16 protein-coding genes are annotated in these 15,506 nt (G+C 41.1%); 12 read left to right on the forward strand and 4 right to left on the reverse strand.

Features of this window, described 5'->3' with window-relative positions; genetic code table 11:
- The first annotated feature begins 49 nt into the window (after nt 1-49).
- The 4 genes from NYE79_RS04595 to NYE79_RS04610 all read left to right on the forward strand — a co-directional run bounded on the left by NYE79_RS04595 (nt 50) and on the right by NYE79_RS04610 (nt 3,599).
- Nucleotides 50-1,000, forward strand: a complete 951-nt coding sequence (locus NYE79_RS04595; RefSeq protein ID WP_216728338.1) for a bifunctional riboflavin kinase/FAD synthetase — start codon at nt 50-52, stop codon at nt 998-1,000.
- Between the two features lie 135 nt (nt 1,001-1,135).
- Nucleotides 1,136-1,909, forward strand: a complete 774-nt coding sequence (locus NYE79_RS04600; RefSeq protein WP_216728339.1) for a nucleotidyltransferase domain-containing protein — start codon at nt 1,136-1,138, stop codon at nt 1,907-1,909.
- An 8-nt stretch (nt 1,910-1,917) separates the two neighbouring features.
- Nucleotides 1,918-2,970: a hypothetical protein gene (locus NYE79_RS04605; RefSeq protein WP_216728340.1), complete on the forward strand. Its 1,053-nt coding sequence runs from the start codon at nt 1,918-1,920 to the stop codon at nt 2,968-2,970.
- Between the two features lie 17 nt (nt 2,971-2,987).
- Nucleotides 2,988-3,599, forward strand: coding sequence for a tetratricopeptide repeat protein (locus NYE79_RS04610; protein WP_339293824.1), 612 nt, complete (start codon nt 2,988-2,990; stop codon nt 3,597-3,599).
- A gap of 20 nt (nt 3,600-3,619) precedes the next feature.
- Here NYE79_RS04610 and NYE79_RS04615 read toward each other — a convergent pair whose 3' ends face one another.
- From NYE79_RS04615 to NYE79_RS04625, 3 genes are read right to left on the reverse strand one after another with little or no spacing between them, the layout of a single operon-like run.
- Nucleotides 3,620-4,435, reverse strand: coding sequence for a TIGR03943 family protein (locus tag NYE79_RS04615; protein ID WP_000984354.1), 816 nt, complete (start codon nt 4,433-4,435; stop codon nt 3,620-3,622).
- A complete protein-coding gene (locus NYE79_RS04620) occupies nt 4,432-5,337 on the reverse strand; it encodes a permease (RefSeq protein WP_000151876.1) in 906 nt (301 codons plus the stop codon). The genes NYE79_RS04615 and NYE79_RS04620 overlap by 4 nt, the downstream gene beginning before the upstream one ends.
- On the reverse strand, nt 5,338-5,469 hold the full coding sequence (locus NYE79_RS04625; protein WP_000268696.1) for an SPJ_0845 family protein: 132 nt from the start codon (nt 5,467-5,469) through the stop codon (nt 5,338-5,340). It abuts the gene before it with no gap.
- A gap of 130 nt (nt 5,470-5,599) precedes the next feature.
- On the opposite strand from NYE79_RS04625, the gene NYE79_RS04630 reads away from it, so the two are divergent.
- The 5 genes from NYE79_RS04630 to NYE79_RS04650 all read left to right on the forward strand — a co-directional run bounded on the left by NYE79_RS04630 (nt 5,600) and on the right by NYE79_RS04650 (nt 11,620).
- Nucleotides 5,600-7,729 (forward strand): Tex family protein, encoded by a 2,130-nt coding sequence (locus NYE79_RS04630; RefSeq protein WP_000359115.1) that lies wholly within the window; start codon nt 5,600-5,602, stop codon nt 7,727-7,729.
- Entirely contained in the window at nt 7,716-8,159 is a 444-nt protein-coding gene (locus tag NYE79_RS04635) for a SprT family protein (RefSeq protein WP_000778613.1), read from the forward strand. The genes NYE79_RS04630 and NYE79_RS04635 overlap by 14 nt, the downstream gene beginning before the upstream one ends.
- 59 nt (nt 8,160-8,218) lie before the next feature.
- A complete protein-coding gene (locus tag NYE79_RS04640; RefSeq protein ID WP_001092787.1) occupies nt 8,219-8,491 on the forward strand; it encodes a PspC domain-containing protein in 273 nt (90 codons plus the stop codon).
- 380 nt (nt 8,492-8,871) lie between these two features.
- Complete coding sequence (locus NYE79_RS04645; protein WP_000173369.1) at nt 8,872-9,630, forward strand: ABC transporter ATP-binding protein; 759 nt, start codon at nt 8,872-8,874, stop codon at nt 9,628-9,630.
- Between the two features lies 1 nt (nt 9,631).
- Entirely contained in the window at nt 9,632-11,620 is a 1,989-nt protein-coding gene (locus tag NYE79_RS04650; protein ID WP_084939731.1) for an ABC transporter permease, read from the forward strand.
- A gap of 40 nt (nt 11,621-11,660) precedes the next feature.
- Here the strand turns inward: NYE79_RS04650 and NYE79_RS04655 are convergent, their stop codons facing one another.
- A complete protein-coding gene (locus NYE79_RS04655) occupies nt 11,661-12,356 on the reverse strand; it encodes a VIT family protein (RefSeq protein WP_084918319.1) in 696 nt (231 codons plus the stop codon).
- A 205-nt stretch (nt 12,357-12,561) separates the two neighbouring features.
- On the opposite strand from NYE79_RS04655, the gene NYE79_RS04660 reads away from it, so the two are divergent.
- From NYE79_RS04660 to ftsY, 3 genes are read left to right on the forward strand one after another with little or no spacing between them, the layout of a single operon-like run.
- Nucleotides 12,562-13,353, forward strand: a complete 792-nt coding sequence (locus tag NYE79_RS04660) for an HAD family hydrolase (protein ID WP_339293825.1) — start codon at nt 12,562-12,564, stop codon at nt 13,351-13,353.
- On the forward strand, nt 13,353-14,171 hold the full coding sequence (locus NYE79_RS04665) for a Cof-type HAD-IIB family hydrolase (protein ID WP_000763417.1): 819 nt from the start codon (nt 13,353-13,355) through the stop codon (nt 14,169-14,171). Before NYE79_RS04660 ends, NYE79_RS04665 begins: the two co-directional genes overlap by 1 nt.
- A gap of 3 nt (nt 14,172-14,174) precedes the next feature.
- Entirely contained in the window at nt 14,175-15,467 is a 1,293-nt protein-coding gene (gene ftsY / locus NYE79_RS04670) for a signal recognition particle-docking protein FtsY (protein ID WP_049490674.1), read from the forward strand.
- Nucleotides 15,468-15,506 lie beyond the last annotated feature (39 nt).

A 15,506-nucleotide genomic window follows, 5' to 3' on the forward strand; every position in this document is an offset into this window, starting at 1 on the left:
TTGGGATTTCCTCTTAGCGAAAAGACTTTCTCTATGATATAATAGTTTCATGATTACAACAGTACCTATTAAGAACGAAAAAGATATTGCAGTACCAGGTAATACAGTCCTTGTACTAGGTTATTTTGATGGCATCCACAAGGGACATCAGAAACTCTTTGAAGTGGCCAGCAAGGCTTCGATGAAGGATTATCTGCCAGTTGTCGTGATGACTTTTACAGAATCGCCAAAACTTGCCTTACAACCTTACCAACCTGAACTCATGCTCCATATCGTCAATCACGAAGAACGGGAGCACAAGATGAAGTGGCACGGAGTAGAGGCTCTATTCTTACTTGACTTTAGTAGCAAATTTGCCAATCTAACAGGGCAGGAATTCTTTGATACCTATATCAGGGCTTTAAAACCAGCGATTATTGTAGCAGGATTTGACTATACTTTTGGCTCTGATAAGAAAACTGCGGATGACCTGAAGGATTATTTTGATGGAGAGATCATCATTGTTCCTCCGGTCGAAGACGAAAAGGGCAAGATTAGTTCTACACGGATTCGTCAGGCAATTCTTGATGGAGATGTCAAGGAAGTCAATCATCTGCTCGGCACTCCGCTCCCATCTCGTGGAATGGTCGTTCATGGAAATGCTCGTGGGCGGACTATTGGTTATCCAACAGCCAATCTGGTCCTAAGAGATCGAACCTATATGCCGGCAGACGGTGTTTACGTAGTCGATGTCGAAGTGCAACGTCAAAGATATCGTGGCATGGCGAGCGTTGGTAAAAATGTTACCTTTGATGGAGAAGAACCACGTTTTGAAGTCAATATTTTTGACTTTTCAGATGATATTTACGGTGAGACCGTCATGGTCTACTGGCTGGACCGTGTCCGAGATATGGTCAAATTTGACTCCGTAGAGGAGCTGGTAGACCAACTCCAGAAAGACGAAGAGATTGCTCGGAACTGGAAGGATGGAGAGTCTATCATTCAAGAGTCTCAGGTATAGAAAACGTCTGAATAAGTTAATAGAAGGTTTAGTTTATTTGATTGTAGTTTTGAAAGAGTGATATAATTCTTTTTAGTTCCCATAATTCCCTATTTTAGCATCTACTTATGCTCAGAATATAGACGAGGCTTTATTATGCAAACGCAAGAAGAAATGAATGTTCTGGTACCGGAAAAATTAGCAGAAATTGAGCGTGATTTCGATGTCAAAGTTTTGTGGGCTATCGAGTCTGGTAGTCGTGCTTGGGGTTTTGAGTCTCCCGATAGTGACTTTGATGTACGGTTTATCTACAAACACAAGCAGGATTTTTATCTCCGTTTGAATGAACAGCGTGATGTTATCGAGCTACCAATTGACGATACTTGGGATGTGAGTGGTTGGGATTTAGACAAGACTTTAAAACTCCTTTATAAGTCAAATCCTACACTGTTTGAATGGTTACAGTCACCAATTGTCTATCAACAAACGGAATTTATTGAGCGCATACGTCCACTTGCCAACCAGTATTTTTCTGAGAAAAAAATGCTCCACCATTACTTGAACACTGCAAGAACTCAAATGAATAAGTATCTTTCTGGAGACAAGGTCAAACCTAAAAAGTATTTCTATGCGCTTCGTCCTATTTTAGCCTGTCGTTGGATTGAAAAATACCATTCTGTTCCACCGATTTTGTTTGATGATTTGGTCAAAGAATTACTTCCTGATGAGATGAAAGAGCATGTATCAAGATTGCTTGATATCAAGGTAAAGGGACCTGAGGGTATGGAAATTGATCCGATTATGCCGATCCAATACTACATCATCAAAAATATCAAAGAGTTGGATGCATACGTTCAAAGTGTTAGAGAGGAAAAGAAAGACTGGAAAGCTCTAAATCAATTTTTCCTTGAAGAATTAGGCCACGACTGAGGTTTTTTATGGGTAAATGGACATGTAAATGCGGGCAAGCAATGAACAACCATAGAGCGCCTGATCCAAATGCTTATTCAGTTTATTCGGATGAGTTCTTAGTAGAAATCATGAATAAAAAAGATGGTAATGATTCAATTTCTTATGAAGACATTTCAGAGGCCTCATTTTATATGTGGAAGTGCCCTGAGTGTGGCAGTTTCATGGTTTTTGGCGAAGACGGGGATGGAGATCACTTTACTTTTTATGAGCGCCAAGAAGTAGAAAAGGTAGAGCTTCTCTTTGATCCAGATCAAGAGTTAAATCTTGTTGTGGTTGAGTTTCAGGAGGGAGGGAATGGTTATACCTATATCTGCGATGATCCAAATATCCATATAGGACACGCTGTTATTGTTCCAGTAGGGAAGGAAAATACTGAAAAAACTGCTTTAGTTGTACAGAAGTATCATGCCCTACCAAAGGATATCACTTTTCCTGTTGAAAAGTTAAAACGTGTCATTCGTAGGTATTCACATTCCGACCCAATCACTTCGAAAAACGTTTTTAGAAATTTAAAAAAGCTAGGAAGAATTCTAGATGTTTGCTCTAAAAACGCTAACCCCAACTCTCAGCAAACATATTATAGTATCAAAACTCCTTTAGGATATTTCTGGTTAGAATTAAATGGAGTTCCGATTCCAATGAAAATCACACAGATTCAAGTCAAAGATAAAAAATACCAAGTTGATAGCGCCCTTTATATAAAACCTTCAGAGATTAACTGTAGAAGATTCTATGAACTGGAATTATGTGCAGATTTTGATATTGATGCTTCTAGATGGATCGATGTTCTCTCTGATGAAAACGTTTGGGGAAATACTTGGGAACTAAATGGTCTTCAATTTGGTATTACTGCAGGGGAGTCTCCAGAATTTGAAGACGAAGTAGCTGCAAGAAAGTATAGTCGTGTCCCACTTTATTATGATTGGCACCCTGAATGTGAAGATTATTATGGCTTCAGTTTAGCTTGGAAAAAATACGAGTCTGATAGCGATTTGTCAATAGATTTCTATACAACGTAAGAAGCAGGAGGATATGTATGAATCAAGCATGGGATTTATTGTTTGAGGGTAAGATTAATGAGGCCAAGAAATTAGTCTCAGAAACCTTCTCGTTAGAAACTTGTAAGGATTATAGCCTTCTCAATTTGATGGGTTATATCAAGCTCTTTGAAAAAGACTATAAAGAAGCTTTGTTGATTTATCAAAACTATCTTGAAATAGCTATATCAAGTCAAGATAAAGAAAATGAACATATAGGCTATCATCAGTTAGCCATGGTTTATCGTGAAATGAATGAATTTCAAACAGCCCTTTTCTATATCGAAAGAGAGCAAAAAATCATTGAAGAAGCTTTTACAGAGGATACCCTCAAATCTTCTGTTAACAATTATGAGCAAGGTTATTTACGATTAAAGCTAGGGAAAGTAGCAGAAGCATTCATGTATATGGAACAGTCCTTAAAACAAGCTTTGCAAACAGATGATTTGATTGCCCAAGCTTGTGCTTATAGAGGTTTAGGAGAGATTGGTTCGATACAAAATCCTGAAGAATCACATGAAAATTTTTTACAAGCTATCGGTCTTTTTGAAAAGGCAGGCGATCAGATTGGTGCTCAAGAGGTTAGAAAATTGCTAAATAATAAAAAGTAGCCTGTTCAGGCTACTTTTTATTAAAACACGCGATAGACATAAGGATTTTCTGGTTTGTCTACTTTTGTGAAACTCTCAACCTCTAGTGTTGGGAGTTTTTGTTTGAGCTCTTTATGGTAGTGGAGAGTCAGGGTTCCGCTAGCGGTGATCCAAGTATTGTCAGGATACTGGCGTGAGTTCCCCTTTGTCAAGAGTCCATATACACCAGAATCGGCGATACAGTGGATGATTCCAAAGCGAAAGAGGAACTGGCTATCTGGATGGCTAGGATCGTTATAGACAAAGCCTGTAAATTCGATTTTCTTTCCTTCAAACTCTTGAGGGTAGTCATAGAGAACTTCCATGACCTCCATATAGTTTTCATCAGTGATTTGAATGGTTGGTTGGGTGAGGTATTTGTCAGCTGTAGACCTCATTTCCTTTTCATAAGCAGATTTGGAAAAATAGGTGCTGGTATCGGGTTTGAGGTATTGACTGGATGTTCCTTCGCTTGCCTGAATAGCAGTATCGATTCCCTCAGCAAGTGGGAAATGGTATCCCTTAGCAGACACGGTTCTCGAGTCCAAACTTACTGTCGGAAAGGCAACCCCAATCAACAGAGGTAGTGACAGTAAAAGGAGGCTGATTCGTCTAGCTCGACGACTTTCTAAATGGCTGTGAGAGTTGATTTTCTTGATCCAGATATAGAATTGGACCAGAGCCAATAGAAGAGAAAGGAGCATGGAAATATAGACTAGATAGGAATAGTGGAGGTTAATGTAGTGACTGAGCTTGCCAGAAAGCTGCAGATACAGAGTTAGGGCAAAATAACCCAGTAAAATGAAAAATCGCATCATAGCAACACTCCAAACATGTAAGAATAAAGCAAGACAAGCACTGTCACAATACCCATAAATTGCCAGATGAAGCGCACTTTGAGATAGTGTTTCATCATGAGGAGATTTTTGATATCAAGCATGGGGCCTATGATCAGAAAGGCAAGGACTGGCGCTAGGCCGAAGCTCGAGAGGAGAGAAGCTCCGATAAAGGCGTCCGCCTCGCTACAAAGAGAGAGGAGAAAGGCTAGAAACATGAGCAAGAGAATCGCAAGGACTGGACTTGCACTGATAGAGGTCAAGATCCGAGTCGGGACATAGACCTGCACGATAGCCGCAAAGAGACAGCCAAAGACCAAGTAACGCCCCATATCGAAAAACTCATCAATAGCTTGTATAAAGATCTGAAACACTTTTCTAGCGGGACCCAAGTGTGAAAAGTCATGTTCATGGCAAGCGATAGGATTCTCTTTTTGAATGGGTTCCTTCCAGAAAAATCCTAGGAAAATCCCCAGAATCAAAGCAATCACAATAGCTCCCAGAGCTCGCAAGAAGGCAAGTTTTATTGAATTGCCAAAGGCAGAATATGTGGCGAAAAGAACGATAGGATTGATGATGGGAGCAGTCACCAGAAAAGGAACCGCTGTGTAGCTGGGCACTTTCTTTTCCAGAAAACGATTGATAATCGGAACGATACCACATTCGCAAGAAGGAAAGAGAAAGCCAATGAAGGTACCAAAAAAGATCCTCCCCCAACGATTGCGAGGGAGAAACTCATAAACTTTATCAGGTGTGATATAGACCTCAATCAATCCCGAAATGAGACTCCCAATCAAGACAAAAGGAAGGGCTTCAATCATGATGGAGAGAAAAATAGCTCCCGCTTGTAATACACTAGGAGGAAGAGATTGGAAAATCGTCATCTATTTTTTCTTCTCAACTTTTTCTTTTTTATCTTTGTCATCTGGAAAAGTGACTTGTGTTAAGTCAGGAAGTTTTGCGAATTCTTCAAACATCTTGTCCAAGTCATCCGTTTTTGTAAATTTAACAGCCATGGGCCTACCTCTTTTCTACATTCTACCTCTATTATACTATTATTTTCTTGAAAAGGGATTATTTTGATAATCAAAGAGGTAAAAAAGGGTAGGGCGAAACAAGGGCTGTTCCTTATGGTATAATAGGTATATGGATAAAAAATATGAAAAAATCTCCCAAGATTTGGGTGTAACCTTAAAGCAAATCGATACCGTTCTAAGTTTGACCGCTGAAGGAGCGACAATTCCCTTTATCGCCCGTTATCGCAAGGACATGACTGGTAGTCTGGATGAGGTAGCGATTAAGGCCATTATTGATCTGGATAAAAGTCTGACAAATCTCAACGATCGTAAAGAAGCTGTCTTAGCTAAGATTCAAGAACAAGGTAAGCTAACAAAGGAATTGGAAGAAGCTATCCTTGCAGCTGAGAAATTAGCAGATGTAGAAGAACTCTATCTTCCTTATAAGGAAAAACGTCGGACCAAGGCTACCATTGCCCGTGAAGCTGGACTCTTTCCTCTTGCTCGCTTGATTTTGCAGGATGTAGCTGACTTGGAGAAAGAAGCTGAGAAGTTTGTCTGTGAAGGATTTGCGACTGGTCAAGAAGCCTTGGCTGGTGCGGTTGATATCTTGGTCGAAGCCTTATCCGAAGATGTCAATCTACGTGCTATGACCTATCAGGAAGTGTTGAGACACTCTAAAATCACTTCGCAAGTCAAGGGTGAAAATCTCGATGAAAAACAAGTTTTTCAGATTTATTATGATTTTTCAGAGACAGTTGGCAACATGCAGGGCTATCGTACCTTGGCTCTCAACCGTGGGGAAAAATTAGGTATTTTGAAGGTTGGCTTTGAACATGCGACGGACCGTATCTTATCTTTCTTTGGTGCTCGTTTTAAAGTCAAAAATGCCTATATAGATGAAGTTGTCCAACAGTCAGTTAAGAAAAAGGTATTGCCTGCTATTGAGCGACGCATTCGGACAGAGTTGACTGAGAAAGCGGAAGAAGGGGCTATCCAACTCTTTTCTGACAATCTGCGCAATCTCCTCTTGGTTGCTCCGCTGAAAGGGCGCGTGGTTCTAGGATTTGACCCAGCCTTTCGTACAGGTGCCAAGCTAGCTGTCGTTGATGCAACAGGGAAAATGCTGACGACTCAAGTCATCTATCCAGTAAAACCAGCCTCCGATCGTCAAATCGAAGAAGCCAAGCGAGACTTAGCCGACTTGATCGGTCAGTATGGCGTGGAAATTATTGCCATCGGAAATGGAACGGCCAGTCGTGAAAGTGAAGCCTTTGTGGCGGAAGTTCTGAAAGATTTTCCAGAAGTCAGCTATGTTATCGTCAATGAAAGTGGCGCTTCTGTCTATTCTGCTAGTGAACTAGCTCGTCAGGAGTTTCCAGACTTGACCGTTGAAAAACGCTCTGCTATCTCGATCGCTCGACGTTTGCAAGATCCCCTTGCTGAATTGGTCAAAATTGATCCCAAGTCAATCGGTGTCGGTCAATACCAGCACGATGTCAGTCAGAAGAAACTGTCTGAGAGTCTGGACTTTGTCGTAGATACGGTGGTTAACCAAGTCGGTGTCAATGTCAATACAGCCAGCCCAGCTCTTCTTTCCCACGTAGCTGGACTCAATAAAACCATTTCTGAAAATATCGTCAAATACCGTGAGGAAGAAGGAAAAATCACTTCACGTTCTCAAATCAAGAAGGTTCCTCGTCTAGGTGCCAAAGCCTTTGAGCAAGCTGCAGGTTTCCTCCGTATTCCTGAAAGTAGCAATATCCTTGATAATACAGGAGTTCATCCAGAGAACTATGCTGCGGTTAAGGAGCTTTTCAAACGCTTGGATATCAAGGAGTTGAATGAAGAAGCACAAAATAAGCTTAAGTCCCTTTCAGTTAAGGAGATGGCGCAAGAACTAGATCTTGGCCCAGAAACCCTTAAAGATATTATTGCCGACCTTCTCAAACCAGGTCGAGATTTCCGTGATTCTTTTGATGCACCTGTACTCCGTCAAGATGTACTGGATATCAAAGACTTAAAAGTCGGCCAGAAGCTAGAAGGTGTGGTGCGTAATGTCGTTGACTTCGGTGCCTTCGTTGATATCGGGATTCACGAGGATGGTTTGATCCATATTTCCCACATGAGTCGCAAATTTATCAAACATCCTAGTCAAGTGGTGTCTGTTGGAGATTTGGTAACGGTTTGGGTTAAGAAAATCGATACTGAACGTGAAAAAGTTAATCTGTCGCTCCTAGCTCCAGATGAAACTGACTGAGTACGTTCAGTCCGTTTCCCTCGAAGACTTTGGTAGACCTTTTACACACCAAGCCCAATGGAATTCTCGTCTGCGAACGACAGGTGGGCGATTTTTCCCTAAAGATGGGCATTTGGATTTTAATCCCAAGGTCTATAATGAACTTGGTTTGGAGGTTTTTCGGAAAATCGTGCGCCATGAACTCTGTCACTATCACCTTTATTTTCAGAAAAAGGGGTATCGGCATAAGGACCGAGATTTTAAGGAACTTTTGAAAGAAGTGGATGGACTACGCTTTGTTCCCCCTTTGAGAGCCCAAAGTAATTTCCTAGTTTATCAGTGTCAATCCTGCCAGCAACGCTATCAACGAAAGAGGAAGATTGATACCAAGTGCTATCGCTGTGGCGTCTGCCGTGGTAAACTCGTCATCCTAAATCGGCCTAAGGACTGATGTTTGTGCCCCCGTTTCATGATATACTACTTGTAAGAATACCGAAAGAGGAACAAATCATGAATACAAAATTTTATAAAATGAAACGAAATAGTATGGTATCGGGAGTTTTAGCTGGTTTATCAGACAAGTGGAATTTTGATGTAACTCTAGTCCGCTTTCTCTTTGCCATTTTTACCATATCAAATTTTGGGATTGGTGTGATTATCTACATCATCCTCGCCTCTATTCTGCCAACTAAGGAAGAGATTGAAGCAGAAATGTACGGAACAGGACCACGCAAACGTAAGGATGCTGAGGCCATTTATGACAATGATGGACGGTTTTGGTGAGTCGGATTTGGAAATAGTTTATAGATGATTTCCTTGTTTCTTGAAGAAATTAGAAAAAGTAGTGAATCCTAACCCTTGCATCCGCAAGGGTTTTCTTCTTGCCTTTCTTTTATGGTAAAATATTGATAGCGAAATTGCTTGATATTCTTCAATCTTACAAAAATGTAAGATTAAAGTCTCTTTTGTAAGGTTAGGTTATGGCAAGCCATCTTTTTTTGCGATAAACTAGACTCATAAAGAATAAAGGAGCAAAACCATGAAAAGAATTTTACAAAAGAAAACAAGAAAACCAAGTCAAAAAGATATCGAGCGTGTTCAACTGGGATGCGCTATGATGCAAGCACAGTTTCAAATGATGGGATATTAAGAAGGAGAAAATCATGACACTTTTAGATGTAAAACACGTTCAAAAAATCTACAAAACACGTTTCCAAGGAAACCAAGTCGAAGCACTCAAAGATATTCACTTTACCGTAGAAAAGGGTGACTACGTTGCCATCATGGGTGAGTCTGGTTCTGGGAAATCAACCCTGCTCAACATCCTAGCTATGCTGGATAAACCAACTCGAGGTCAGGTTTACTTAAACGGAACAGACACAGCCACTATTAAAAATTCACAGGCTTCGAGTTTCCGTCGTGAGAAGTTGGGATTTGTCTTTCAGGACTTTAACTTGCTAGATACCCTGTCTGTTAAGGACAATATCTTGCTTCCGTTAGTTCTATCACGAAAACCTATCACAGAGATGATGAAGAAATTGGTAGTGACAGCTGAAAATTTGGGCATCAACCAATTGCAAGAGAAGTACCCTTACGAGATCTCAGGTGGTCAAAAGCAGCGGGTAGCAGTAGCACGCGCCATCATCACTGAACCTGAAATTCTCCTTGCGGATGAGCCAACAGGGGCACTTGACTCCAAGTCATCTGCAGCCTTACTTGATGTATTTGATGAAATCAATGAACGCGGCCAAACCATTCTCATGGTAACTCACTCAACGGCAGCAGCCAGCAGGGCCAAGCGCGTTCTCTTTATCAAAGACGGCATTCTTTACAACCAAATCTACCGCGGAGACAAGACAGAGCGTCAGATGTTCCAAGAAATCTCTGATACTTTGACTGTTATGGCAAGCGAGGTGAATTAGTATGTTCCGATTAACCAATAAGTTAGCGGTATCCAACTTAATCAAAAACCGCAAACTCTACTATCCCTTTGCTTTAGCTGTTCTCTTAGCAGTGACCATCACCTATCTCTTTTACTCACTGTCACTTAACCCTAATATTGGCAAGATCCGAGGGGGAGAAACTATCTCTATGACCTTGGCTCTCGGTATGGTAGTTGTTACCATCGCTTCTGGAATTATTGTACTTTATGCCAATAGTTTTGTCATGAAGAACCGCTCCAAGGAGCTGGGTGTATATGGTATGCTGGGGCTTGAAAAGCGCCATTTGATCAGTATGGTTTTTAAGGAGCTTCTTATTTTTGGTTCCTTAACCTTGACAGCTGGTCTCGGCCTAGGAGCTCTCTTTGATAAGCTAATCTTTGCCCTTCTTCTGAAGCTGATGAAAATGAAAGTGGAGCTCGTTTCGACTTTCCAACCAATTGTCTTCATCCTAGTTCTCATCGTCTTTGGAGCTATCTTCCTAGGTCTAATTTTTATCAATGCCTTTCGCATCGCACGCATGAATGCCCTTCAGCTTTCGCGTGAGAAGGCCAGTGGTGAGAAAAAAGGACGTTTCTTAGGTCTTCAAACCATTCTAGGTTTGATAAGTATGGGAGCTGGCTATTTCCTAGCAGTTACCGTTGAAAATCCACTTAATGCTGTTCTGATTTTCTTTGTAGCAGTCTTACTGGTAATCTTTGGTACCTATCTCTTGTTCAATGCAGGGATTACAGTATTCCTACAAATCTTGAAGAAAAACAAGCGTTACTATTACCAACCCAACAACATGATTTCCGTATCCAACCTCATCTTCCGTATGAAGAAAAATGCGGTGGGTCTTGCAACGATTGCTATTCTCTCAACCATGGTCTTGGTGACTATGTCTGCTGCAACGAGTATCTTTAAAGGCTCTGAAACTTTCAAGAAAGTCATGAATCCACATGATTTTGGGATTACAGGACAGAATGTTGAAAAAGAAGACATAAATAAACTCCTAGACCAGTATGCTAGTGATAAGGGATTGACTGTTACAAAGAAAGAAGTCCTTACATACAGTAGCTTTGGTGTGGCAAATCAAGAAGGTACGAAATTAACCATTTTTGAGAAAGGTCAAAATCGTGTTCAACCGAAAACTATTTTTATGGTCTTTGACCAAAAAGATTACGAGAATATGACGGGTCAGAAACTTGCACTTTCAGGAAAGGAAGTTGGATTGTTTACTAAAAACAAAGAACTTCAAGGACAGAAAGAACTGACTCTAAATGACCAGACCTATACAATAAAGGAAGAAATCAAAAAAGATTTTATTCTTGAACATGTTCCAAATCAGTACAATATTCTAACTTCGGACTATAACTATCTGGTTGTTCCTGACTTGAAAGCCTTTCTTGACCAGTATCCTAACTCTTCCATCTTTAATCAATACTACGGTGGTATAAACGTAACGGCTAGCGAGGAAGAGCAACTCAAGCTTGCCAATGACTATTCAAAATTCCTTGATGATTTTAATAGAGAATTAAGCAAAGAAGGAAGCTATGTTTACGGAAGCAATCTGGCTGATAGTAGTGCGCAGATGAGTGCTCTCTTTGGTGGGGTCTTCTTTATCGGTATCTTCCTCTCCATCATCTTTATGGTGGGAACAGTCCTGGTTATTTACTACAAACAAATCTCTGAGGGCTATGAAGACCGTGAACGCTTTATCATTTTGCAAAAAGTCGGTCTCGATCAAAAGCAAATCAAGCAAACCATCAATAAACAGGTCCTAACTGTTTTCTTCCTCCCATTGCTCTTTGCCTTCCTACACCTTGCCTTTGCCTATCATATGCTTAGCCTCATCCTAAAAGTAATTGGGGTGCTAGATGCGACCATGATGTTGACTGTCACTTTATCCATCTGTGCTATCTTCCTCATCGTCTATGTCTTAATCTTTATGATTACCTCAAGAAGCTATCGCAAGATTGTGCAAATGTAAAAAAAAGATACCTCGATATTCATCGAGGTATTTCTTTATCTTAAATGCTGAAGAGTTGTCCAAACAGGTAAGTCACTCCCATGGTGAGAAGTCCGATACAGAGGTTACGGATCATAGCAGTTTTCGTAGGTGCCTTGCCTAGTTTAGCACTGGTATAGCCAGTGACGAGAAGGGAAAGGGCAACGATAAAAACAGTAGCAGGAATGCGATAATCACTTGGAAAGACAGTGATCGAAAGCATGGGAGGAAGACTTCCCAGTACAAAGGCGATAAAGCTAGAGATTGCAGCATGCCAAGGATTGGTAAATTCTTCGTACTCGATACCGTATTTTTCCTCAACCAAGGCTTTGAGTGGATTCTTTAAAAAGGCCTTGTTGGTCAAGAGTTGGGCTGACGTTTCACACTCACCATTTTGTAAGTAAGCAGCATAGAGGGATTGTTTTGCAGATTCGATGTCTTTATCCAAGAGTAATTGCTCTCTAGCAACAGCGGCTTCTTCCGTGTCTTTCTGAGTGGATACAGAGACATATTCGCCGCCTGCCATAGAAAAAGCACCAGCAAGGATAGCGGCCAATCCTGATAAAAAGATAATCCAGATATTGCTTGTCGCACTGGCAACACCGATAACGACTCCAGCAATGGAAATAATTCCATCATTGGCTCCTAGAACACCTGCGCGTAAGATATTGAGTCGGCCTGTAAAGTTAGCATCAATTTCATGTTTTATTTCTGTCATAGTCATCTCCTTTCTCTCCATTATAGAGAAAAGAGTAGGGGAATACAAACTTTTTAAACTATCTGAAAAAAGTTCTACGATTCTAATTTTTAGGCCCTTTGAAGTTTCTCCGAAAAAGTAGTGCTATCCTACTGTACTGGACCTTTTTAAACTTATCTATGGTATAATAGAAGATAGATTTATCAATTGGAGAATGAAGGATTTTATGATTAAACTTGTAGCAACCGATATGGATGGTACCTTTCTAGATGGTGAGGGTCGGTTTGATATGGAACGCCTCAAAAACTTACTCGTTTCTTACAAGGAAAAGGGGATTTATTTTGCTGTGGCTTCAGGTCGCGGTATCTTGTCCCTGAAAAAGTTGTTTGCGGATGTGCGTGATGAAGTGATTTTTATAGCTGAAAATGGGAGCTATGTTGAGTTTCATGGTGAGGATATGTATGAGGCTACTATGTCTCGGGATTTTTACTTGAGCACTTTTGAAGCTTTAAAGAAATCGCCTTATTTTGACGAAAGAAAAATGCTCTTGACTGGGAAAAAAGCTTGTTATGTTTTGGATACAGTGGATGAGACCTATCTCATGTTTAGCAGTCACTACAATGAAAACATTCAAAAAGTGGCACGTTTGGAAGATATCACGGATGAGATTTTTAAATTCACTACTAACTTTACTGAAGAAACGATAGAAGTTGGTGAGGCCTGGGTCAACGAAAATGTTCCTGGTGTGAAAGCCATGACCACAGGTTTTGAATCCATTGATATTGTCTTGGACTATGTTGATAAGGGTGTGGCTATTGTTGAGCTGGCAAAAAAACTTGGTCTGACCATGGATCAGATTATGGCTTTTGGCGATAATCTCAATGACCTTCACATGATGCAGGTTGTTGGACAGCCAATCGCTCCTGAAAATGCGCGACCAGAGATTTTAGAATTAGCAGAGACAGTGATTGGCCACCATAAGAACCAATCAGTGATGACTTATATGGAGGGCTTATAATGGCAGATATTAAATTGATTGCACTGGATTTGGACGGTACTTTGCTGACAACGGATAAAAAGCTGACAGATCGTACCAAGGCGGTTCTCAAAGCTGCGCGTGACCGTGGCATTAAGGTAGTGCTGACAACAGGTCGACCTTTGAAGGCTATGGATTTCTTTCTCCATGAGCTAGGGACTGACGGTCAGGAGGATGAGTACACCATCACCTTTAATGGTGGTCTGGTACAGAAAAATACTGGAGAGATTCTCGATAAAACCGTCTTTTCAATCGACGATGTGGCACGCTTGTACGAGGAAACTGAAAAACTCGGATTACCGTTAGATGCTATTTCAGAAGGAACCGTCTATCAAATCCAGTCTGACCAAGAAAGTCTCTATGCTAAGTTCAACCCAGCCTTGACTTTCGTACCTGTCGCTTTTGAGGATCTATCTAGTCAGATGACATATAATAAATGTGTGACTGCCTTTGCCCAAGAACCTTTGGATGCAGCGATTCAACAGATTTCTCCAGACTTGTTTGACCAATATGAAATCTTCAAATCGCGTGAACTCTTATTGGAATGGTCGCCGAAAAATGTCCACAAGGCAACAGGTTTAGCGAAATTAATTAAACACTTGGGAATCGACCAAAGTCAAGTCATGGCTTGTGGGGACGAGGCCAATGACCTTTCCATGATTGAGTGGGCGGGTCTGGGAGTTGCCATGCAAAATGCAGTTCCAGCAGTTAAGGCAGTTGCCAATGTGATTACCCCAATGACCAACGACGAGGAAGCCGTTGCCTGGGCTATCGAAGAATACGTGCTAAAGGAGAACTAGAATATGGGATTATTTGACCGTCTATTCGGAAAAAAAGAAGAGCCAAAAATCGAAGATATTGTAAAAGAAGCTCTGGAAAATCTTGATTTGTCAGAAGAAGTTGAGGAAAACCAAACGGCAGTCGAAGAAACTGCTCAGGAAGAGACAGCAAGAGACAAAGTGGAAGAAACACCTCAGATCTCGACAGAAGAAGTGATTGAACCAGAAGCAGTCGAAGAAACTTCTCAGGAAGAGCTTGAGCTAGAATATGATGAATTGGAACAATTCCAAGAGCCAGAAGAAATTCTAGAAGAAGAGAACCAAGAAACTGTAGAGTTCGAAGAAGAGCTAGCTTCTGAAGTAGTAGAAGAAGAACTTCCTCAGGTTGAGGAAACCGTTCAGGAAAAATATGACCGCAGTCTCAAAAAGACGCGTACCGGATTCGGTGCTCGTTTGAATGCCTTCTTTGCCAACTTCCGTTCTGTCGATGAAGAATTCTTCGAGGAATTGGAAGAACTGCTCATCATGAGTGACGTCGGTGTGCAGGTCGCTTCAAACTTAACAGAAGAACTACGCTATGAAGCCAAACTTGAAAACGCTAAGAAACCTGACGCACTTCGTCGAGTCATTATCGAGAAATTGGTTGAACTCTATGAGAAGGATGGCAACTACGATGAACAAATCCATTTTCAAGATGGTTTGACCGTCATGCTCTTTGTCGGAGTCAATGGCGTTGGGAAAACAACTTCTATCGGGAAATTGGCTCATCGCTACAAACAAGCTGGCAAGAAAGTCATGCTAGTTGCGGCAGATACCTTCCGTGCGGGTGCTGTGGCCCAGCTAGCAGAATGGGGTCGACGTGTGGATGTTCCTGTTGTGACAGGGCCAGAAAAGGCTGATCCAGCAAGTGTGGTCTTTGATGGGATGGAACGTGCTGTAGCTGAAGGGATTGATATCCTTATGATTGATACAGCAGGTCGTCTGCAAAACAAGGACAACCTTATGGCTGAGTTGGAAAAGATTGGTCGTATTATCAAACGTGTCGTTCCTGAAGCACCTCATGAAACTTTCCTGGCACTCGATGCTTCAACTGGACAGAACGCCTTGGTACAAGCTAAGGAATTTTCGAAGATAACACCATTGACAGGAATTGTTTTGACAAAAATTGATGGAACTGCCCGAGGTGGCGTTGTTCTGGCTATCCGAGAAGAACTTAATATCCCTGTAAAATTGATCGGTTTCGGTGAAAAAATTGATGATATCGGGGAATTTAACTCAGAAAACTTTATGAAAGGTCTCTTAGAAGGCTTGATTTAATACAAAATAAATATCCTGCAAGTTAATCTTGCAGGATAT

It is taken from the genome of Streptococcus sp. FSL W8-0197, from assembly GCF_037963785.1.
Classification (GTDB): Bacteria; Bacillota; Bacilli; order Lactobacillales; family Streptococcaceae; genus Streptococcus; species Streptococcus oralis_CQ.